Here is a 21,177-nt window from a genome sequence, read left to right as displayed (position 1 = left end):
ATCATGAAACTCTTGTGGTGCGGGCATCTTGACCGCCATATATGTACCTTCTAACACCGGGAAGTGCTGTATCAGAGAAGTTGGGGATCTAGATATTATCATAATGTAAACTTCTTAATTTTTAATAGAAAATGCTCTTACATTTAAGCACTTGGCCAGAAGTTGAAACTTATTTACAAAAATCTCCAGGAATTATTTTACCAATTGGTTCAACAGAACAACATGGACCAACAGGATTAATTGGTACTGACGCAATTTGTGCAGAATCTATATCAAAAGGTGTTGGTGAAATAACTCAAGCAATGGTAGGACCAACAATTAATGTAGGAATGGCATTACATCATACAGCTTTTCCGGGAACAATTAGTTTACGTCCTAGCACTTTAATTTTAGTAGTTAAAGATTATTTAACTTGTTTAGTAAAAGCTGGTTTTACCAAATTCTATTTTATTAATGGACATGGGGGAAATATTGCAACTCTCAAAGCAGCTTTTTCGGAAACTTATGCCCATTTAGAAGATTTACAAATTCCCAATTCTGCAAAGGTGCAGTGTCAAGTCGCTAGTTGGTTTATGACTAGTTCTGTGTACAAACTTGCCAAAGAATTATATAGTGATCAAGAAGGTTCTCATGCGACCCCTAGTGAAGTAGCTGTTACCCAATATATTTACCCAGAAGCAATTAAAAAAGCTCCTCTTTCCCCAGAAGTTGCCAGTGGACATAAAATTTATAGTTCCGTTGATTTTCGGTTACGTTATCCAGATGGCCGTATGGGTTCAAATCCAGATTTAGCAACGACCGAACATGGAAAGCAGTTTTATGATTTAGCTGTGGAAGAATTGAGTCAAGGGTATCGGGAGTTTATGAAAGAGGAATAAACCCTAGAGGCGGGGAAATCCCGCCCGGTAGAGGTAAAATTAACTCAAAATCCAGCTAACCAGTGTCCGTACACCAAAACCAGTTGCCCCTGCACCGTTGTAGCCATTTTCCTTATCAGCCCAAACAGGTCCAGCAATATCCAAATGAGCCCAAGGAGTATCTTTAACAAACTGCTTTAGAAATAAAGCCGCAGTAATTGAACCGCCATAACGGGGTCCAGTATTTTTCATGTCAGCAATACCCGATTTTAGCCCATCAAAATATTTATCTTCCATTGGCATTCGCCAAATTTTCTCACCGGTACTGTCAGCGGCAGTTTGTAATTGGGAAGCTACGGCATCATCTGGGGTAAATAACCCAGCGATATCCTCACCCAAAGCTACCACGCAAGCCCCTGTCAGGGTGGCTAAATCAACAATTGCATCTACACCCAATTTATCAGCATAGACCAAGGCATCAGCCAAGGTTAACCGCCCTTCAGCATCGGTATTGTTAACTTCGATTGTTTTGCCATTGGATGCAGTTAAGATGTCTCCAGGGTGCATAGCCTTACCGCTAATCATGTTTTCAGTGACGGCGGAGATAAAATGAACTTCCACATCTGGTTTTAACTGTCCAATGGCTTTGGCCGCGCCTAATGTGGCCGCCGCACCACCCATATCCATTTTCATGGTTTCGATACCACTACCAGCACCTTTAATGTTTAAACCACCGGAATCAAAAGTTACGCCTTTACCGATAATTGCTAATTTGCGTTTAGCTGTAGTGGCTGGTTTATAGATGAGGTGAATGAATTTAGGTGGTAAATCAGAAGCTTGGGCAACTCCTAAAAATGCCCCCATGCCTAGTTTTTCGCAGTCTTCCTGCTCTAAAATTTCCAGTTGTAACCCGTGTTCGTGTGCGATCGCTTGAGCAGTTTCTGCCATAGTAATAGATGTAACCGCATTAGCTGGGGCTGCGACTAACTGCCTAGCTAAAATTACACCGGAAACAATTTGATCAGCGCGGGTAATAGCCGCTTCTTGTCCGGCTAAACCAATTAAATCAATGGTTTCGATATTGGGATTTTTATCTTCTGGCTCAGATTTAAAGCGAATATCTTGATAAAGTGCCAATTCTATACCTTCGGTCAATGCTTGGGCTGTGGCGGCTGGATCATTGTTCCATACTGGTAAACTAATTCCCAGAGTTTTGGTTTTTTGCTTTTTTGCAGTTCGCGCTACACTAGCCACAGCCCGCCGTAAAGTTTCTAATTTCAGCGCGTCCGGTTTCCCTAAACCCACGAAAATCACCTTCCGCACGGAATTAGTAGCACCTAAACGAATCACAATAGTGCTATTGGCCTTACCTGTAAATTCTTCTTCGGCAATTATTTCTTGGCAAATTCCCGCATATTTATGATTTAAGCTGGCCAGATCACCAGTTAACTCAACTGCACCTTCAAATAGTCCCACAGCTAAGGTATCACCAGTCCAATCTAATAATGCTGTATTTGTAGCTTGAATCGTCATTTTTGTAAATTCTGTTTATCTGCCATCATTTACCAGTATTGCTCAAATTTTTGGGATAATGGGGATTTGATGCAACATATTAACAATCTGTTGACACTCTCAGGGCTGAAGCCGCGCGAAGGCGATAAAACTTCGCGCACCTTAATCAATAAATATTTACAAGAAGAAAACTCTATGCGGTTAAAACCGCAGGATTCGCTTATATCTGAGGTCTAAAGACACGCTCGCTTTACGCTTACCCGATATTCTTGTAAAATCAGGAGTAGTTGATAAATGTCCAATTTACAAAATTTTATCTATTTTCCAGTAGTCTGTTGCTCACAAAATTATTAACTATGCCTAAAGAAATCAATCAACCCCAACTACCACCAACTAGCGCAATTGAAAGTGTAACTAATGTTGCATTTGAAAATTGGTTTGAATATCCAGTTAGGGCCCAACCTCATCACACGGACTATGGTGGTATTGTCTGGCACGGTACTTATTTAACTTGGATGGAGGAAGCACGGGTAGAATGTTTGCGGTCTATCGGCATTGAATTTGCCGATTTGGTGGCTTTAGGCTGTGATTTGCCTGTTGTGGAGTTATCAATCCGTTATCATCGGTCTGTAAAATTAGGTATGCCAGTTATAGTAAGAACACGAATGGCTGAAGTAACAGGAGTGCGAATCAACTGGGATTATACCATTGTTTCTCCTGATGCTCAGGATTTATATATTACTGCTCAGGCCACTTTAGTAGCTTTAGATCGGGAAAAGGGTAAAATTATGCGTCAGTTACCACCTGCGTTTCAAGATGCTTTAGCGAAGATCACCGGAGTTCGGAAGCCTGGGTAATTGCTAATTAACCCCCTCCACGACTGGAAAGGGATTAATTATCACTACTGAAAATTCAATTCCAGTAATCCTTAATAAGCATTTTGTAACTCGTAAAAATCAGGGGAAATGTAATCCTTGCGTAAAGGCCAACCTACCCAATCTTCTGGCATCAAAATCCGCTTTAAGTTAGGATGACCTTCATAAATGATGCCATACATATCATAGCTTTCCCGTTCTTGCCAGTCTGCTGTTTTCCAAATCCAGTAAACTGAAGGTACAGAGGGATTTTCCCTTGGTAAAAACACTTTCACCCTGATTTCTTCGGGACGGTCAGCATTATCACTAACTTTGAGTAAATGATAAACACTTACTAAATCCTCTCCCGCGCCTAAGTCAATCCCCCCCTGGAACTGGAGATAATTAAACCCATAAGCATACAAAGCTGTCGAAATGGGTAGCAGAAAACTTGCAGGGACTTTAATTATCTCTACTCCATTCGCATCAAGTTCTAAAAACTCATGGACAAAGCCATTTTCCATCAACCATTGGGAAACTTTACCGGGTTTAACTTCGTCTGCTTCCGCCACTGGAACTGGTTTAGATTCTTCTTCAGCCACGCGCTTGTTCCTCTTTCTGTGTCTTTGCTGTCAATAATGCTGGAGGTACAGTCATACCAATTGCTTCTGTTAATTCCTTGGGAGGATTAAAGCGAGTATTCGACTGCATATACTTACCAGTTAAGATCTCGGGAACTGGCTTCATATTATGAGTGGTACTGTAGTAACGGTGAACTTGCTTGATATTATCCCGTTCCTGCATAGACTCGTTGGCGATTTTTTTCCGCAGTTTAATAATTGCGTCAATAATCGCTTCAGGACGGGGAGGACAACCAGGTAAATATACATCTACAGGAATAAGTTTATCAACTCCGCGTACTGCTGTCGGTGAGTCAACGCTAAACATTCCCCCAGTAATTGTACAAGCGCCCATGGCAATTACATACTTAGGTTCGGGCATTTGTTCATAAAGACGCACTAATTGTGGTGCCATCTTCATGGTAATTGTTCCCGCAGTAATGAGTAAATCGGCTTGACGGGGGCTACACCGAGGAATTAACCCAAAACGGTCAAAATCGAAGCGAGAGCCGATTAAAGCCGCAAATTCAATGAAGCAGCAAGCTGTACCAAACAGTAAAGGCCACAAACTAGAAAGCCGTGACCAGTTGTAAAGGTCATCAACGGTGGTTAAAATCACGTTTTCTGACAGTTCATGGGTAACTGTCGGCCGTTGAATGGGGTTGATGATTTGTTCTGTGTCCTGGGTGATAATCTGAGAATTTACGACCATTCTAAAGCTCCTTTCCGCCATGCGTAAACTAAGGCGATGATAAGAATCGAAATAAAGACTAAGGCTTCTATAAATGCCAATAAACCCAAACGGTTAAAAGCGACTGCCCAAGGGTACAGAAATACTGTTTCTACATCAAAAACAACAAATACCAGAGCGAACATATAATAGCGAATATTGAACTGAATCCAAGCTCCGCCGATGGGTTCTAGTCCGCATTCGTAGGTAGTGCGTCTTTCTAGACTGTTACCACTGGGTCTAAGAATTTTTGAGGCTGACAGTGCTAGGACTGGAACTAGGCTACACAGGATAAAAAAGCCTAGAAGGTACTCGTAACCGCTAAGAACAAACACAATGTTTTTCTACCGCTAATGGTGTAAGAGAATCAGTTATTAATGAACAATGAATAATTATCAGTTTAATTACTTGCTAACTTTTCACTAAACTATAGATAGTATTCACTGTTTACTATTCACTGAATATATAGATAATGTTCTTTTCACATTATATCTTTAAGGCTGTTCTGAAATCGTGGAAATAGTTACACCGAGGGTGAGGGTGCAGGTTTTATCCGCAATTATATTTATTTTTGTATTTATTTTTGATTTTTTATTCCGTCTGGCCTAACTTTGTGATCAGTGATAGAAAAGTCCGGCAATTATGTCATAATTTGTAACGTATATTTAATAATTCCCCTGAAGCGAGACTAGGATCTATGAGTGAACAAGCTGAACAAGCTGTGGAAACTCCAGTGTTAGACCGCTATGAGTGTCGTTCTTGCGGTTACGTTTACGAACCTGAAAAGGGAGACGATAAAAGTAATATTCCTCCAGGAACACTTTTTGCGGAATTACCCACAAATTGGCGTTGTCCAGTTTGTATAGCCAAGAAAACTGCCTTTGCGAATATTGGACCGACGGGGACATCCTCTGGTTTCAAAGAAAACTTAGGTTACGGTTTAGGTGTAAACACCCTAACACCAACCCAAAAGAACATTTTGATTTTTGGGGCTTTGGCTCTGGGATTCTTGTTTTTTATTAGTCTTTACGGACTACAGTAAAAATCGCTATCCTTATTTACCGCAATTTAGCGAAAATCTCATTAAACCTGAACTGGAAAATCTCAGTAATACTGATGCAATCAATTGTGAAAAAGTGGCAAGGATTTTTTGCCGCACTGATAGTAGTTATCGCCTGTATCGGATGTAGTAGTGTTCCTTCTATGAGCTACAATCCCTGGCAGGTGATTAATGTACCAACAAAGTCGAAATTGCTAGATATTGGCTTTGCTGGTAACTCCCAACATGGTTATTTAGTGGGTGGTAATGCCACTCTTTTAGAAACTAATGATGGTGGTGAGACTTGGCAACCGCTAAAATTAGAATTGGATGATCCTAGATACCGTTTTAACTCTGTCAGTTTTTCCGGTCAAGAAGGCTGGATTGCTGGAGAACCTTCTCTTCTGCTTCATACCACTGATGAGGGTAAGTCCTGGTCACGGATTGCTTTAAGTGAAAAGTTACCCGGTAGCCCCATTGCCATTACAGCAATAGGCACTAATACAGCGGAAATGGCCACCGATGTAGGAGCAATTTACCAAACTACAGATGGTGGTCAAAATTGGAAAGCTAATTTAGAAGCCGCCGTTGGTGTAGTTCGTAACCTAGAGCGATCGCCTGATGGTAAGTATATCGCCGTTTCTGCCAAAGGTAGTTTTTACTCCACTTGGGAACCTGGACAAAATGCTTGGCAACCCCATAACCGCAATAGTTCCCGTCGTTTAGAAAATATGGGTTTCACTAACGATGGACAACTGTGGTTATTAGCAAGGGGTGGTCAAGTTCAGTTTAGTGATCCGACTAAACCAGAAGAGTGGTTAGAGGCAAAATATCCAGAATTGTCCACAAGTTGGGGTTTACTGGATTTAGCCTACCGCACAGCGAATGAAATTTGGGTTAGTGGTGGTAGTGCTAATTTACTTCGCAGTGGTGATGGTGGCAAAACCTGGGAAAAAGACCGTGAAGTGGAAACAGTTGCAGCTAATTTCTATAAAATCGTGTTTTTTAACCCTGAACAAGGTTTTATAATTGGCGATCGCGGCGTTCTACTCAAATATAACCCCAAAACAGCAGCAACAGCAGCCCCAGCGGCCTAATTACACCCAACTATGGATGTATTCACCAGAAGAAAGTTGTCAGTTGTAACTTAAGTCTAAACTTTGTAGGATAATAAACTCAATCGTAGTTTTTAAGAAGGGAGTGAAATAAATGGCAGGTACGACTGGAGAACGTCCGTTTTCTGACATCGTTACCAGTATTCGTTACTGGGTAATTCATAGCATCACCATCCCCGCATTGTTTGTTGCCGGTTGGTTATTTGTTAGCACCGGTTTGGCTTATGATGTATTTGGTACACCCCGTCCTAATGAGTATTTTACTCAAGTCCGTCAAGAAGTACCAATTGTGAAAAATCGTTTTGAAGCAAAACAACAAGTAGAAACATTTATTGGAAAGTAATTTGACATCATGACTAGCGGTAATAATACCAATCAACCAGTTACCTATCCCATTTTTACAGTCAGATGGATCGCTGTTCATACTTTAGCTGTCCCTACTGTATTCTTTTTGGGCGCGATCGCCTCAATGCAGTTTATTCAACGCTAGGAGTTAATCATGGAAAGAACGCCTAATCCTAATCAACAACCGGTTGAATTAAACCGTACCTCTCTCTATCTAGGACTACTATTAGTCTTCGTGCTCGGAATTCTATTTTCCAGTTACTTCTTTAACTAACTGGGTTTTTTAATGTCAGTTGCTAGTTAAGTGATAGGTAACAAGTTACAAAGAGAAGATATTCAACTGACAACTAACAACTGACAACTAACAACTAACAACTGACAAACTGACCAATGTGTTGATTTATTTTTAAGTGAGGAAAAAACTGTGTCTGGAAGTGGAAGAATTCCCCTGTGGGTTGTCGCTACGATCGCAGGTTTAGGTGTAATTACTGTTGTAGGTATTTTCTTTTATGGATCTTACTCAGGAATTGGTTCTTCAATGTAATACCATAGTAGGAAATAGGGAAAAATCCTCACCTACTAAGTAATTACAATCATTAGGAAAACCGCCTAACTTTGTGAGATAGGCGGTTTTGTTTGTTTTATACAAGTAATTGGTAGAAAAATTAAGTAACCAATTACCCATACCCTAATTAAGCAATATCTTCGCGTTCAATGTATGAAAACAAAAATGCGAAAATTACTGCTGGTAAAACCAAACCAGTTAGGGGAACGAAAACAGAAGGTAAAAAGGAGGAATAAGCCAAAATAGTCGGCAAAAATGAACTTGACATAGAATTAAAGTCCTGTAAAGTCTTACTACAATTCAAATTGAGCTTACTGCAAAATCCTACCTAATTTGCTAAATTATCAAGATTTTTAACACAGCTTCTTACATTCCCAAAATTTCATCCAATTCTCTTGTTGGTAAATCAGGAGGGACGACTGTCTTAATCACCGTAAATTTGTCACTTTCCTGCTGGGTAGACTGATTAACAGCAATGGCTGCTAAACGGATTTCTAAGCAACCAAAGGGAATTTTTAGGTAAATTGCCGTTTCCCTCCCTCCCTCAGCATTACAATGTAAATCCGTCAGAATATGTGGTCCATCTACTAAACTGCGAGTTTGGTAATCTTCCACCCATAACTTGACTGCTACCCAAGATAAAACTTCAGGTAATTTTACACGCACCATAACGGACTTACCGGCGATAAGTTCACCCTCTGGTAAATACAATTGAGGAGTGGCTAAAGACTCCAGTATCATAGGAGAAAAATTTGTCCCAGTTTCATCTTCCCCTAGAGGGGAATCATGATTATCTTCTCTAGTCTCATTACTCAAGTTATCAGCATCCAGTTCAATAACCCAATCATCTATAACTATTTCCTGAGACTGGGGTGCTATAGAACCTATGAGAGTGACTATTTCCCGTTCATTAAGTTCTAAAGGAATATTCTCAGCCAGGGTATTTTCCTCGGTGACTATTTCCCCATTTAACAGCAATTCTACATCTACAACTTGAATTTCTTCCCCAGGATCATTTTCTGAGGATTCTTCAGAAACCGCTTCAGTTAATAAAGATACTTGACTTTCTATCCATTGTTGGGGAAGCGACGGCTTTTCCTGAGTATCAACCACATCTAATACTTCACCCGTGATTACCTCCGTCACAATCTCCGCTATTAATTCTCCAGAAAATGTATCGTCCACCATAGATTCATCAGTCTGGGGAAGATCATCTGTTGCTGATACAGTTACTATCATTGGTAACTCTGGCGATTTTTTCCCAGTTATTAATTCTTCAACATCTAAGCGATTATAGACTGTTTCCCCCTTAGCTGGTTTAACTTTTAACCGTTTTAAATACGGAAAAATAGTTTTAACTGGTTTAATTACCAACTTTTTCAAATCTATCGGCTGAATAGTCCGGGTTTTTCCCAGGGAATCTTTTTCTGAATCAGGATCAGATGTGGGATCATAGGGTAAATTTGGTAATTGGGGTGAAAGAACTTTCCCCGATACCAGGGGTTTAATTTGGGGTGGTAAAGGTTGATTTGGAGACGGCTTTAAAACGTGAAACTGAGCTAATTTGGGAGTTTTCGCTAAATTGAACAGTTCTAACCGAATATTTATAGAGGGTTTTGGTTTAACTACTGGGTTATTTTCCAGTAAAGATCTACGGGAATCTAATTGGGAGGCTTGCTGTGCTAGTAATTCAGTAGCATCGGCCGTAATTATAAACGTATGGTTAGCTAAAAGTACCACTTCACCAACTTCAGCTAATGCACCATATAAATTAATATCTGCTAAAAGTAGCTTAGATTCACACTTGGGAGGAATATCAATTAGGGTACTAAAGCTGAAAGGTAAAAATTGATTTGTTAATGGTCGCTGAATACTCTTCAGGATTCTTGACTCTAAAGGCGATCGCAGTGTCACTTCTAATCGTAACTGACAAAGGCTATCTATAGAAAATCTCTCATTTTCCAGATCCTCTATTTCATTAGCCTCCACATCACCATGAATGATAAAATTATTTCCCCAAGGAGCAACATAAGTATCTTGATCTAGAGTCAAATTCAGTGGTAGAGGTGGTGGTAAGGTAGGAGCATTGTCAATGATTTCCTCATCTAGTAAAGATTCATCCTCAGGTAAAGCTAAATCTAATAAGTTTTGTAAAATCTGCTCTGTGGTTTCCCCCTTAAACCAGAGAAAATTACCATGATTCATCACTATACTGACTTCAGTATCACCCTCAGAAGCAAGATCAGATATCTCAGTCAGTTGATTTGTAGCCGTTGGGGTAGTTTCTTGAGATGATACTTGGATACAGAGAGTATGTTGCCAGGATTGACCCAGCATTTCTGACATAATATCCCCAGAACATCGTAACTCCCAAATCCCCGGTTTAAAATTGGTAAAAGGAATTACTGCCATCAGTCCTTCGGAATTAGTACGACGTGACCGCTTGATAAGTCTCCGTTTGGGAACTTCATCAACCGATATATGACTTACCCGCACATCTATATCCGTGTTTTTTAAATCAGAACGAGCTAAAATTCGATAATTACCTGCCCAAATCTTTAAATTTGGCGACTCTAAATTACGCCAAGTGTGATCTCCCTGTTTCTGTATCAAAAATTGCCAGTTTTCCATTATCAATAAGGCCCAAACCGAATACTAGCTAATTAATATTTTATATTTTGCATTAACTTGCTTGTCAGTTTAACCTAACTATCTTCTATCAACCCAAGTTAGCATCTAGTTGTCAGTTAAGCTAACGAGCAACCTATAGCAGTTCCCATGCTCATGAGGTACAATTTTTAATTTTAGGGAACACAGAACAGCAAAAAGGGAATGGTGAATAAATTTGTGTGTACTGCATTAACCTGGGAAATGATATATATTTTATCCAATTTCATCACGGTTTTGATAATAACTCACTATCTGCTTACACCATTCCCGACTTTCCTCCTCAGCGGTTGGTGTCCATGAAATCCATAAGCCAGAAATTTGACTTTGGTTGTAATCAAACTCTGAGGATGTTTGCGGTATCAATCCCACCTCTACTCCCAGCACCTGACGGATATGGGCTGCTATTTCTCGATATACAGCCAAAGGTAAACCGGGAAATTCTATTTTTTCCTGTGTGATCATATCTATAAAGCTGCTCCCACAAGATTATACTTAATTACGGAAACGGCATTTCTAGCAGCAGGACTAGGAGTAGCAGCAGGACTAGAAGTTGGTGTAGATGCTTTAACAGGTTGTTCTCCTACCTGTTTGGCGACCTCAATACCGTACTCCTCCAAAATCACTGTAGGATTAGCACCTTGGCTGATTTCAATCCGCTTTACTAATACCCCATTCACTAGCCTTTGTCCCGGTCGAACATATCTACTACTTAACTCGTCTGGTACTTTCACAATTGCCTGTGGTGTTTTACCAATTAATACTACACCAGTCACAATCACTGCTCTCGCCATTTCCGGTTGCCGTATTGGTGGTAACACGGTTGTGAATTTGGGAGAGTTAACAGAACCAGCTAGAACTCTGGGTAAAACCGGGTTAAAACCTGATTTTTTAGGTAATTGGGCTGTCTGTGCTGATTTTTTAGGTAATTGGGCTGTCTTTACTGGTTTTTTAGGTAATTGGGCTGTCTGTGCTGATTTTTTAGGTAATTGGGCTGTCTGTGCTGATTTTTTCTTAATTAATTTTTGCTGGGGTGGTGTAGGTAAAGGGGGTAATGTAGGAACTACAATTTGGGGACCTAGTGCAGTTGTAGAACCTATTGGCTCAACAATTTGGCCAAAAGGGTCTGTTCTTCCTTTCTTTACCACAATCAATCGCTCTGTACTGTTTGTTGGCTGAATTAAACTGGCAACTGCGCCAGAATTCATTGATACCCTGGTAGAAACAACAGGATCATTAAAAGGTTGAGCTAAGAACGGTTGTTGTACCGCTTGCTTGGTAACTGATTTAAGGCTAGGAGTCGGTTCAGGACTAGGGGTATTAGTCGATGTTGGCGTTTCACCTATTGTACATCCAGTAAGCGCCAAGGTTGTTAAAATAGCTGCGGCTGTAATATGTGAATTTTTACTCATTAGCTACTCTGAAAAACTATAGAAAAGTTTCTTGATCATGATAAAAACGTTATAGATCACAGACTTAATCCGTTTTCTTTATAACCTACATTTTGATATTTCGGAAGCCTATGTATACCACTAATCTTCTGCTACACCCATAAACTTTTTCAATAAATTTAAGCCTTTTTTAACTTGTCGAGAAACTGTCACCACACTAATGCCTAAATGTTCTGCTACTTGTTTTTGGGTTAAATCGTACAAAAACACACACTCCACAACCTCACGGGTTCGTTTTTCTAACTGGATTAAGGCCTGTTGTAAACGAATTCGGTCTTCCTGGGCTAGTTGAAAACTGCGATATTTACTATCTGGAACTAATTCCCCCAAACAAGTAGTACCTTCTTCTCCATCTTGGATAGGTACATCTAAACTCAGAGGAGAGCGGTTAATCCATGCTAATTTAATTTCTTGCCATTCACTGAGAGAAATTTCCAATCCCAGCGCTAATTCATGATCAGTAGGTTGACGATGATGTTGTTCTTGGAGAGAACGGGAAAGCACAACCGCCTGTTGCTGGAGTTCAAGCCAACGTCTGGGTATTCTCACAGTCACCCCTTTATCTCGTAGATAATGTTGAATTTCACCACGAATATGGGGCATTGCATAGGAACTAAAAGCACTTCCTTTAGAAAGTTCAAATTTCTCAATTGCTCTAATTAAGCCTATACAGCCTATCTGAAGAAGATCCTCGTGGCTCTCACTGCACTGATTAATCCAATAATGCGCTTCCTTTCTGACCAGTCCAAAATTGAGTTTTACCAGTTGGTTGCGGATTGTTTCCGAGGGGGATTGCTGATACTGTCGTAACAACTGTAAAGTTTCATGTTTTAGTTCATTAGGCATAACACGTTTATTTTTAAACCAGTAGATTTTTGATGTGATTGCCGCCCTTTTATTTCCTTTGTTATAGTTTAAAATATACAATTAGTCATTTTAATGATAAACCGAAATTGTACCCAATTTAACTAAATTAACTATGAGATTTGCTTATAGGTCTTGAGAATTAGATCCGGTTGATGATTATCAAACGTTGAGCTAGGACGATTTTCGCTGATCTGCTTCTTCTTTTTATAGACAAAGTCATTTTATGTAATTAAATAACTAAATTCACTTTAAAGCTTCAAAAATAAAATAGGATTTTAAGTTGGTAAATTTACGCAGGATGTAAAAAGCCTTAAGTTCCTAAAAAAAACCAAGATGCAGATAACGAACAGATTGCATCTTGGTCGAGGAAATTCCCACAAATAAATGCTTATAACTTGTGAATTGTTTTTATTTTCAACATCAGGGAGGTATATTAGGTTACTGAATTACCAAAATATTTATGGATTTTACGCTCCCATGATGTTGTATTAATATTTAAGCAAGGGGTTCAACACGTGCGTAGAATAAACCACGAATCTTGACTTCTTTAGGTTCACCTGCACCTAAATCTGTATCTGAAGGTTGTTCACTTTCAAAAGTCCCAGCTATTTCACCAGAAGTATTATCCACTTTGGCCACTTGTAGGGAAATTTTACCTTTGAGAATGTCTGTACGCTTGACATTAGTACGGGTTAAGTCTTCATCATCGGACTGGGCTGGTAAAGCTACAGCGTTATCATAGCCACTAACAACACCACGACCTTTAGGGTCTAAGAAAGCAGCACCGCGATAGGAAGGTACTTTAAAATTTCCTTTAAAGTCAGTGGATGTATTGATGCTGGTTAAATTAGGTTGTGTTTGTGCGACTAAGTTTTTAATGGTAAATAAGAAAGGTACTAGTTCACCACCGGGAAGTTTAACGGTGATAGCCTGGAAATCAATACCATCTTTTTCTGTAAAAGTCAGGCTATTATCTGAATTAATGGTTAGCTGACCTTGGACTTGGTCAATGGTAGAAGTATACCTAGTCATAACCTTACCAGATACAAATTCCGCTTTTTGGCGTTTGTTGGCAGGTTCTTCTTTAACAAAGAAACTAGTTGGTTCTAGACAAAGTTCTTTAATACTGTATGTCAATTTAGGATCAACAGCAATTGAACCACGGCTGGTTTCTGCTAGTTGGGGGCACTTGTTAGCCAAGCCTGTACCACGAATTTGTTCATAAGTGAGTACATCACTGAGACTGGTAGAAGGTGCATCACTGCAAGCGGTGATTAGCCCTAAGCATAGAGCTAAGAAAGCAACAATTAAAGCGCGATACCTCATGGTTAACCTCAATGTCAAAAATTAATGTCTAAGTTGTCGAACTGCTTTACTAAATGTACTTAAACGCATGGCGCTTGTGAGTCTGGAAGTCAAACCATAGACTAAGCAGCGAACCGCATCCACTTTGGATGATGTATGTGTTGTTAGTACATACAACAAGGGTGATTGGATAGGGAAATTAGCCAGATCATACGATTTTTTTTAACTCAAAATCAAAGCATTCTATTAGTTAAATTCTGCGGTTGCACAGCACAAATTATGAAAAAGCTTTCTCTACCTTATCATCAAGGATTCTTGTTACCTGAGAATAATCAGAAAGTTAAGTAGGTGGACGTGAGATCACCAAAATATGTGAAGAAAAGTAAAATCGCTCAAAACTTCTTCATTCAATTGCATACTGCTATATCTGATTGTTTTGTTGATCAATTTAGGGACTTTTCCAGTATCGTATTAGTTTTATGGAGTATAACCTTCCATGAACCATGATCAAGATTGGGTATCCAGGGATTTGTCGTACGAGCTAAAAGGGATTTCCGCTGCGGTTAACGATGTAGCTCAAAACTGCCAAGGGGATGTAATTGCTCTATTGGCTTTATTACGACATTTAGAGGAGTTGCACAAAGAAATTCGGGATGGAGTGTTTCAGGAAAATTTGCCTGATAATCGCCAAAGATTATATTCACTTCTCAAGGATATTGAGTCTGAGGGCGGTTGGCCTTATATTGCTCGGATGCGATTACAAGCTTTGTTAGTGAATTTGTCGGAGCAGGTTAGTGATGAGAATGCTGTTAAATGAGGCATGAACTTTAATCATAGAGGCTTGCACCTAAAGGGTTTTACCCCAGACTTTATGAAAAGCTAATTTTCCGGATCATGTCCATGATGCTTGAATAAGTTTAGTCTCTAGTATAAGCAATACCTGTGCCAATTTCCCCAATACAAATCTGAAACCCAATCAAATCCTGACGATATCAATGGGGTTTCAGGGTTTTGGCGAAGGTATTAATTAGCGAATTTAATATGCAATAAATTGAACTGATATTCATAAAGAGGTTTATATGGCTGGGATATTATCAGTTTCTCGGACAAATTTAGCTCAACGTCGCCAAAAATTACGTCGGCAACGACAAATCAAAATTATTCAGGCTCTTTGGCGTGCACTTGCTGTCACTGGATTTACCTTGGCTTTATTCTGGGTAGCAATCCAACCAATGTGGGTATTAAAAGATTCAGAGCAAATAGTGATCAAGTCTGGTGATCGAGTTTTGACCCAAAAAGATATTTATTCACTGTTAGGATTATCATTTCCCCAATCTTTATGGCGGGTTAAACCTTCCTTAATTGCTGATTCTTTAAGAAAACAACCAAATATTGTCAAAGCTACGGTTAGCCGGCGGTTATTACCACCTGGTTTGATGATTGAAATCCAGGAACGAGTACCGGTGGCCATTGCTCAAAAAACCCAAGATCAAACGGTTACTAATTGTATTCTTGCCTCTTTCCCTACGGAACAGCCCGCCGATATTAAGTCTTGTTGGCAAAATAGTGGTACTGCTAAAAAAGAAAATGAACTGGGTTTATTAGATGCCAGTGGCGTGTGGATGCCCTTATCCAGCTATATATTAATTAATCCCAAGGCAAAATTACCCCAATTAATAGTGATTGGCTCAAGGGCACAATATCAGATGTTTTGGACTCAAGTATATGAAGCTATCAGCCATAGTTCTCTAAAAGTGACCGAAATTAATTTTCAAGATCCTACAAATTTAATTTTGAAAACTGAATTAGGGAATGTGCATTTAGGCAGCCCTAGTAATAGATTAACTGGGCAAATTCAAGCACTTGTACAAATGCGCCGATTACCAGATGAAGTTAATCCTAGCAATATAGATTACATTGATATCAAAAATCCTGCTATTCCACTAGTACAAATGAATCAAAAAAAACCTAGCTTAGAGATCAAGAAATCGGGACCAGCGAACAAAACTCCAATAAATTGAAGGTCAACCTTGTTTCTTTTTACCCCCTTTTGCCTTTATCTACCTGAATAGGCAAATCTTCCAGAGAAACTCAAGCTACTAATTTATATTTTTGTAAATTAGTTATATATTGTACATATAGATATACAATTTTCTAACTAATGGCTGAGAAATTATGTTAAAGATTGTAAATTTAGTAACTAAAAAATCTGCTGAAAAAAGATTAGGGGGTTATTAAAAATTCTTACTAGTATGCGACAAATAAATGTCTAAGCTTTTTGGAACTATACTTTTTAAGAATAAGGGGGAGTCAGCAACATCAGCGGTTGGTATCATAAACTGTATAGCTAATCAAAAATCCACAAAAAAAGAGTCAGAAGTCAACACGCTAGATATCTGGCTTCAGTAATTGGGGTTTTATCCGCCACTCAGTGACAAATCGTTACATCTGGCTTATCATAATGTAGGCTGGCAATAGTAAAAACAATACAATACAGTGCCAAAGTTAATTTTGGTAATTAGTTAATTCTTAGGTGAATCACACCGGAAAAATTCGTTTATCTACCTTTTGCAAATCCCATGACACTTGATAACAACCAAGGGCTTAACCATAACTCTCAAGCGGCGGGACAATCAGGGTTCCCTCTGTCCGTCAACCCCAACAATCCTTTTAATAATTCTGGGCTAAATTTCACCCCAGCTAAAGATAGCAAAAGAATTTCCCCTGAAAATAGCGGTATTGGTGAAATTGTGCCCGGCCGTGTTGCCAACATCAAAGTGATTGGTGTGGGTGGCGGCGGTGGTAATGCTGTCAACAGAATGATTGAGTCTGATGTATCTGGGGTAGAGTTTTGGTCAATTAATACTGATGCTCAAGCTTTAACTTTAGCCGGCGCTCCTAGTCGGTTGCAAATTGGACAAAAATTAACTAGAGGATTGGGCGCGGGGGGAAATCCGGCTATTGGTCAAAAAGCGGCAGAAGAATCTCGTGATGAAATTGCCACTGCTTTAGAAGGTGCTGATTTAGTATTTATTACTGCTGGTATGGGTGGAGGTACAGGCACAGGTGCAGCCCCAATTGTAGCAGAAATAGCCAAGGAAATGGGTGCTCTCACCGTTGGTGTGGTGACTCGGCCATTTATTTTTGAGGGACGCAGACGCACTAGCCAAGCAGAACAAGGTATTGAAGGTTTGAAAAGTCGAGTTGATACCTTGATTATTATTCCTAATAATAAGCTGTTGGAAGTCATTCCTGAACAAACTCCTGTGCAAGAGGCTTTTCGCTATGCTGATGATGTATTGCGTCAAGGTGTACAAGGAATTTCTGATATTATTACCATCCCAGGGTTAGTTAACGTTGATTTTGCTGATGTGCGGGCTGTCATGGCCGATGCTGGATCAGCTTTGATGGGAATTGGTGTGAGTTCGGGTAAGTCTAGAGCTCGAGAAGCAGCGATCGCTGCCATTTCTTCACCGCTATTGGAATGTTCCATTGAAGGGGCTAGAGGAGTTGTCTTTAATATTACTGGTGGTAGTGATCTCACCCTCCATGAAGTTAACGCTGCGGCAGAAACAATCTATGAAGTAGTTGATCCTAATGCCAATATTATTTTTGGGGCGGTAATTGATGACAGACTCCAAGGAGAAGTCAGAATTACTGTGATTGCGACTGGATTTACAGGCGAGATTCAACCTCCATCCGCACAAACTGTAGTTACTCCTAGAGTTGTCACACCTACTCCCACTACCACTACTAGAAGACCTACACCACTACAACAACCTATTAATAACCCTACTCCACCTATGGAACAACCAAAAGAAAAACCCTCTTTGGATATTCCTGATTTTCTGCAAAGACGGCGGACACCTCCAAGAAATTAAATGATTGTGGATATGAGATTTTAGATTAAATTCACAGTGGTGTATAAAAGTTGTCAGTTGTTCGTTGGAGGAGAGAAGTACATAAATAAATTAATTTATCCCCGGCACTCTGTACCCTGCATTTTACCTATTTATTGTCTTCTAGCCATTTAATAACCTGATTGGCAATATGAGTACCATCGAGACGGTCAATTTCACGGATACCAGTGGGACTTGTAACATTAACTTCCGTGAGGTAGCCACCAATTACGTCAATACCAACAAAAATTAAGCCGTCTTGACGGAGTTTTGCGGCTAAATGGCTACAAATTTCCCGTTCTCTTGGGGTAATAGTGGTTTGAGCAACTGTACCACCGGTCGCCATATTATTACGAAAATCACTGCTACTAGAGAGGCGATTAAGTGCACCCATGGGTTCACCATTGAGTAAGATAATCCGTTTATCTCCCTCCTTGGCTTGGGGTAAATAATTTTGTACCATGACGGGAATTTGACCTTGGAGGGTGCTAAGTTCAACAATAGAATTGAAATTGCGATCGCTTGATTGTAAAAATAAAATTCCCTCTCCAGCCTTATTCCCCAGTGGTTTCAGAATTGTTGCCCCTTTCGATTCCACAAATTGGCGAATTACTTGTTTGTTGGCGCTGACAATGGTTTCTGGAATACATTCCCTAAACTGGAGAGCATACATTTTCTCATTAGCATTACGAATACCCGCAGGATCATTGATCACTAAAGTTTTATCTTGGTCAATATAATCCAGAATATAAGTAGCATAAAGATAAGCATCATTGATCGGTGGATCTGTCCGCATAAATACGGTATCCATCGTTTCTAAAGCAACAAAGCAACTAGGACTTAATTTAAACCAAGGATTAACCGCTAACCAACGCCCCTCTACTAACTCTACAGGAACAAGTTCTAACTGTTGCAAAACAGCCCAAGCTTTACCATCAATTACACTGAGCAAATTTGTCTGAGTTATCCAAATTTCGTGTCCTAGAATTTGCGCTGCTTCCATCAAAGCCACACTAGTATCATGACAGGGATCAAGCCGATGGATAGGATCAATAATAAAAGCTAGTTTCATTCTTTATACCTCTTTTATCTACGAGTTTTTATATTTAGGAATATTCAAGATCCCCAACTTCTCAAATTAATTTACAGTGAAAAATCAGAGAAAAAAGTCGGGGATCTGATCCACAATATTTTAAGAAACTAGCAACTTATCTAAGTTACCTTGACGCTCTAAAGTATGGATATCGTCACAACCACCAATGTGAGCATCATTAATAAAAATTTGTGGTAGAGAGCGTTTTCCATTAGCCCGCTGTGCCATTTTTGCTCTTGCGTCATTATCTCCATCAATGCTGTATTCGATAAAATCAACATTTTTCGTTTTGAGTAGACTTTTAGCACGCATACAAAACGGGCAAGTTGCCCAAGTATAAATTTCTACTTTCGCAGCCATAATAAATATTCTCAACTAAATCTAATGCTTCTTAATTTTAGACCTAAGTTAATAGGTAATGGAGACTGGGGACTGGCGACTGAGTAAAACATTCTTCCCAATCACCAATCACCAATCACCAATCACCAATCACCAATCACCAATCACCTATTCCCACTCAATAGTTCCAGGTGGCTTGGAAGTAATATCATAAACCACACGGTTCACACCTTTGACTTCATTAACAATGCGGGTAGAAATTGCCTCTAGCACATCGTAAGGAATCCGTGACCAGTCCGCAGTCATGCCGTCTTCGCTCGTGACAATTCTTAAAACAATGGGATAAGCATAGGTACGCTTATCACCCATAACTCCAACGCTACGAATAGGTAATAGAACCGCAAAAGCTTGCCAAACCTGATTATATAAACCGCGCTGATTAATTTCTTGACGGACAATTAAATCAGCATCTCGTAAAATATTCAAGCGTTCGTGGGTAACTTCACCTAAAATGCGAATGGCTAAACCAGGTCCAGGGAAGGGTTGACGTTGAACGATTTCTTCCGGTAAACCAATGGAACGCCCGACTTTGCGGACTTCATCTTTAAATAGTTTTCGTAGTGGTTCTACAAGTTTAAATCTCAAGTCTTTTGGTAAACCGCCCACGTTATGATGACTTTTAATTTTCACTGCTACCCGTTCACCACTTTTTGGATCAACATTGGTATCAGCAGATTCAATTACATCTGGATAAAGTGTCCCTTGAGCCAGGTAATCAAAATGACCAAGATTTTTTGATGTCTCCTCAAAAACACTGATAAATTCATGTCCAATGCGGCGACGCTTTTCTTCGGGATCTGTTACTCCAGCAATAGCTGAGATAAATCGCTCGCGGGCATTGACATATTCTACAGGAATATGAAATTGTTCTTTAAATAACTTAACTAATCTTTCGGGTTCTAATTTCCGCATGAAACCCTGATCAATGAATACACAGGTTAGCTGCTCACCAATGGCTTTATACAGGAGAAAAGCCAGTGTAGAAGAATCTACACCTCCAGATAATGCTAATAATACCCGTTTATCTCCTACCTTAGCGCGAATTTCCTCAATTGATTCCTCGACAAAAGCGGATGTTGTCCAAGTTGGTTCACACTCACAGATATGATAAACAAAGTTGCGAATTAAAGCTATACCACCCTGAGAATGGACAACTTCGGGGTGAAATTGGACACCATAGAGTTTTTTATCATGGTGAGCGATCGCAGCACAAGGAGTATTATCAGTATGTGCTAATAACTCAAAGCCGGGAGGCATACTTGTAACTGAGTCTCCATGACTCATCCACATGGTTGTACCCTCTTCGACATTAGTTAATAAGTCTGTAGGGTCATCTATATATAGAGATGCTTTACCATATTCACCCCGTTCTGCTTTAGTTACTTCTCCACCTAGTTGATTAACCATGAGTTGCATTCCATAGCAAACACCGAGAACGGGTATTCCCAATTTCCAGATTTCTGGGTTACAATAGGGAGCATGATCGCTATATACAGAGTTTGGACCACCAGATAGGATGATACCCTTGGGGTTGATTTCCCGTAACTGTTCGGCTGTGGTGCGATAGGAAAGAACTTCTGAATATACTTGTGTTTCGCGGATACGACGCGCAATTAATTCAGAATATTGAGAACCAAAGTCTAAAATTACAATTATTTGACCTTTAAGTTTCCACAGATTTTCCTGTGTTTGGGGTATTTCGACTGTTGGTAGGGTCACCGCTGTATTCATGGTAGAAAAAGTGTGTTCTTAAGGATAGTAAAGTCAGAAACTGTGGTTTTTATGATTTTTGTGAATAATGATCATTGCTAATCACAGATAAATTAATCAAGGAAATCATAGTTAAAAATATTTATTTG

The 21,177-nt window shown here is 39.6% G+C and carries 24 protein-coding genes; 11 read left to right on the top strand and 13 right to left on the bottom strand.

Annotated features, from left to right (window positions below; genetic code table 11):
• Positions 1-131 precede the first annotated feature (131 nt).
• A complete protein-coding gene (locus H6G44_RS12335; RefSeq protein ID WP_190387156.1) occupies positions 132-878 on the top strand; it encodes a creatininase family protein in 747 nt (248 codons plus the stop codon).
• Between the two features lie 39 nt (positions 879-917).
• Here H6G44_RS12335 and H6G44_RS12330 read toward each other — a convergent pair whose 3' ends face one another.
• Entirely contained in the window at positions 918-2,390 is a 1,473-nt protein-coding gene (locus tag H6G44_RS12330; protein WP_190387155.1) for a leucyl aminopeptidase, read from the bottom strand.
• 335 nt (positions 2,391-2,725) lie between these two features.
• On the opposite strand from H6G44_RS12330, the gene H6G44_RS12325 reads away from it, so the two are divergent.
• A complete protein-coding gene (locus H6G44_RS12325; RefSeq protein ID WP_190387154.1) occupies positions 2,726-3,226 on the top strand; it encodes an acyl-CoA thioesterase in 501 nt (166 codons plus the stop codon).
• 71 nt (positions 3,227-3,297) lie between these two features.
• Here H6G44_RS12325 and H6G44_RS12320 read toward each other — a convergent pair whose 3' ends face one another.
• The 3 genes from H6G44_RS12320 to H6G44_RS12310 are packed head-to-tail and all read right to left on the bottom strand — an operon-like array spanning position 3,298 to position 4,908.
• Positions 3,298-3,825 carry an NAD(P)H-quinone oxidoreductase subunit J gene (locus H6G44_RS12320; protein WP_190387153.1) on the bottom strand — a complete coding sequence of 176 codons (528 nt, stop codon included), beginning with the start codon at positions 3,823-3,825 and terminating at the stop codon, positions 3,298-3,300.
• Entirely contained in the window at positions 3,818-4,555 is a 738-nt protein-coding gene (locus tag H6G44_RS12315) for an NADH dehydrogenase subunit K (protein ID WP_190387152.1), read from the bottom strand. The genes H6G44_RS12320 and H6G44_RS12315 overlap by 8 nt, the downstream gene beginning before the upstream one ends.
• Positions 4,546-4,908 (bottom strand): NAD(P)H-quinone oxidoreductase subunit 3, encoded by a 363-nt coding sequence (locus H6G44_RS12310; RefSeq protein ID WP_190387151.1) that lies wholly within the window; start codon positions 4,906-4,908, stop codon positions 4,546-4,548. Before H6G44_RS12310 ends, H6G44_RS12315 begins: the two co-directional genes overlap by 10 nt.
• A 362-nt stretch (positions 4,909-5,270) precedes the next feature.
• Between H6G44_RS12310 and H6G44_RS12305 the strand changes: the two genes are divergently transcribed.
• The 6 genes from H6G44_RS12305 (at position 5,271) to H6G44_RS12280 (ending at position 7,616) form a co-directional block, all read left to right on the top strand.
• Complete coding sequence (locus H6G44_RS12305; RefSeq protein ID WP_190387150.1) at positions 5,271-5,615, top strand: rubredoxin; 345 nt, start codon at positions 5,271-5,273, stop codon at positions 5,613-5,615.
• Positions 5,616-5,689: 74 nt separating this feature from the next.
• Complete coding sequence (locus H6G44_RS12300) at positions 5,690-6,709, top strand: photosynthesis system II assembly factor Ycf48 (RefSeq protein WP_190387149.1); 1,020 nt, start codon at positions 5,690-5,692, stop codon at positions 6,707-6,709.
• Between the two features lie 112 nt (positions 6,710-6,821).
• Positions 6,822-7,070 (top strand): cytochrome b559 subunit alpha, encoded by a 249-nt coding sequence (psbE, locus tag H6G44_RS12295; RefSeq protein WP_028082860.1) that lies wholly within the window; start codon positions 6,822-6,824, stop codon positions 7,068-7,070.
• A 9-nt stretch (positions 7,071-7,079) separates the two neighbouring features.
• On the top strand, positions 7,080-7,217 hold the full coding sequence (gene psbF / locus H6G44_RS12290; protein WP_190387148.1) for a cytochrome b559 subunit beta: 138 nt from the start codon (positions 7,080-7,082) through the stop codon (positions 7,215-7,217).
• A gap of 9 nt (positions 7,218-7,226) precedes the next feature.
• Positions 7,227-7,346: a photosystem II reaction center protein L gene (locus H6G44_RS12285; RefSeq protein WP_015081482.1), complete on the top strand. Its 120-nt coding sequence runs from the start codon at positions 7,227-7,229 to the stop codon at positions 7,344-7,346.
• Positions 7,347-7,496: 150 nt separating this feature from the next.
• Entirely contained in the window at positions 7,497-7,616 is a 120-nt protein-coding gene (locus H6G44_RS12280) for a photosystem II reaction center protein J (protein WP_015081481.1), read from the top strand.
• Positions 7,617-7,764: 148 nt separating this feature from the next.
• Here the strand turns inward: H6G44_RS12280 and psaI are convergent, their stop codons facing one another.
• The 6 genes from psaI to psbO all read right to left on the bottom strand — a co-directional run bounded on the left by psaI (position 7,765) and on the right by psbO (position 13,948).
• The gene (psaI, locus tag H6G44_RS12275) at positions 7,765-7,905 is read right to left on the bottom strand and encodes a photosystem I reaction center subunit VIII (RefSeq protein WP_015081480.1); all 141 of its coding nucleotides are present in this window, start codon (positions 7,903-7,905) and stop codon (positions 7,765-7,767) included.
• A gap of 98 nt (positions 7,906-8,003) precedes the next feature.
• Positions 8,004-10,268, bottom strand: coding sequence for a hypothetical protein (locus H6G44_RS12270; protein ID WP_190387147.1), 2,265 nt, complete (start codon positions 10,266-10,268; stop codon positions 8,004-8,006).
• A 252-nt stretch (positions 10,269-10,520) separates the two neighbouring features.
• Complete coding sequence (locus H6G44_RS12265) at positions 10,521-10,769, bottom strand: hypothetical protein (RefSeq protein WP_190387146.1); 249 nt, start codon at positions 10,767-10,769, stop codon at positions 10,521-10,523.
• A 2-nt stretch (positions 10,770-10,771) separates the two neighbouring features.
• Complete coding sequence (locus H6G44_RS12260; RefSeq protein WP_190387145.1) at positions 10,772-11,716, bottom strand: hypothetical protein; 945 nt, start codon at positions 11,714-11,716, stop codon at positions 10,772-10,774.
• 120 nt (positions 11,717-11,836) lie between these two features.
• Entirely contained in the window at positions 11,837-12,601 is a 765-nt protein-coding gene (locus H6G44_RS12255) for an RNA polymerase sigma factor SigF (protein WP_190387144.1), read from the bottom strand.
• A gap of 516 nt (positions 12,602-13,117) precedes the next feature.
• Positions 13,118-13,948 carry a photosystem II manganese-stabilizing polypeptide gene (gene psbO / locus H6G44_RS12250; protein WP_190387143.1) on the bottom strand — a complete coding sequence of 277 codons (831 nt, stop codon included), beginning with the start codon at positions 13,946-13,948 and terminating at the stop codon, positions 13,118-13,120.
• Between the two features lie 475 nt (positions 13,949-14,423).
• Between psbO and H6G44_RS12245 the strand changes: the two genes are divergently transcribed.
• The 3 genes from H6G44_RS12245 to ftsZ all read left to right on the top strand — a co-directional run bounded on the left by H6G44_RS12245 (position 14,424) and on the right by ftsZ (position 17,808).
• Positions 14,424-14,744 (top strand): hypothetical protein, encoded by a 321-nt coding sequence (locus H6G44_RS12245; protein ID WP_190387142.1) that lies wholly within the window; start codon positions 14,424-14,426, stop codon positions 14,742-14,744.
• A 262-nt stretch (positions 14,745-15,006) separates the two neighbouring features.
• On the top strand, positions 15,007-15,948 hold the full coding sequence (locus H6G44_RS12240) for a cell division protein FtsQ/DivIB (RefSeq protein WP_190387141.1): 942 nt from the start codon (positions 15,007-15,009) through the stop codon (positions 15,946-15,948).
• A 558-nt stretch (positions 15,949-16,506) separates the two neighbouring features.
• Positions 16,507-17,808 (top strand): cell division protein FtsZ, encoded by a 1,302-nt coding sequence (ftsZ, locus tag H6G44_RS12235; RefSeq protein ID WP_190387140.1) that lies wholly within the window; start codon positions 16,507-16,509, stop codon positions 17,806-17,808.
• Between the two features lie 127 nt (positions 17,809-17,935).
• On the opposite strand, the gene gshB is transcribed toward ftsZ, so the two are convergent.
• From gshB to guaA, 3 genes are all read right to left on the bottom strand, one after another.
• Positions 17,936-18,898: a glutathione synthase gene (gene gshB / locus H6G44_RS12230; protein WP_190387139.1), complete on the bottom strand. Its 963-nt coding sequence runs from the start codon at positions 18,896-18,898 to the stop codon at positions 17,936-17,938.
• A gap of 120 nt (positions 18,899-19,018) precedes the next feature.
• On the bottom strand, positions 19,019-19,279 hold the full coding sequence (gene grxC, locus H6G44_RS12225) for a glutaredoxin 3 (RefSeq protein WP_190387138.1): 261 nt from the start codon (positions 19,277-19,279) through the stop codon (positions 19,019-19,021).
• 147 nt (positions 19,280-19,426) lie between these two features.
• A complete protein-coding gene (gene guaA / locus H6G44_RS12220; protein ID WP_190387137.1) occupies positions 19,427-21,049 on the bottom strand; it encodes a glutamine-hydrolyzing GMP synthase in 1,623 nt (540 codons plus the stop codon).
• Positions 21,050-21,177: the final 128 nt, after the last annotated feature.

This window comes from Aphanizomenon flos-aquae FACHB-1287 (assembly GCF_014698755.1).
Taxonomy (GTDB): Bacteria; Cyanobacteriota; Cyanobacteriia; order Cyanobacteriales; family Nostocaceae; genus Dolichospermum; species Dolichospermum flosaquae.
Note: the sequence above shows the minus strand (reverse complement) of the source record. Positions and strands in the feature narration are given on the sequence as shown.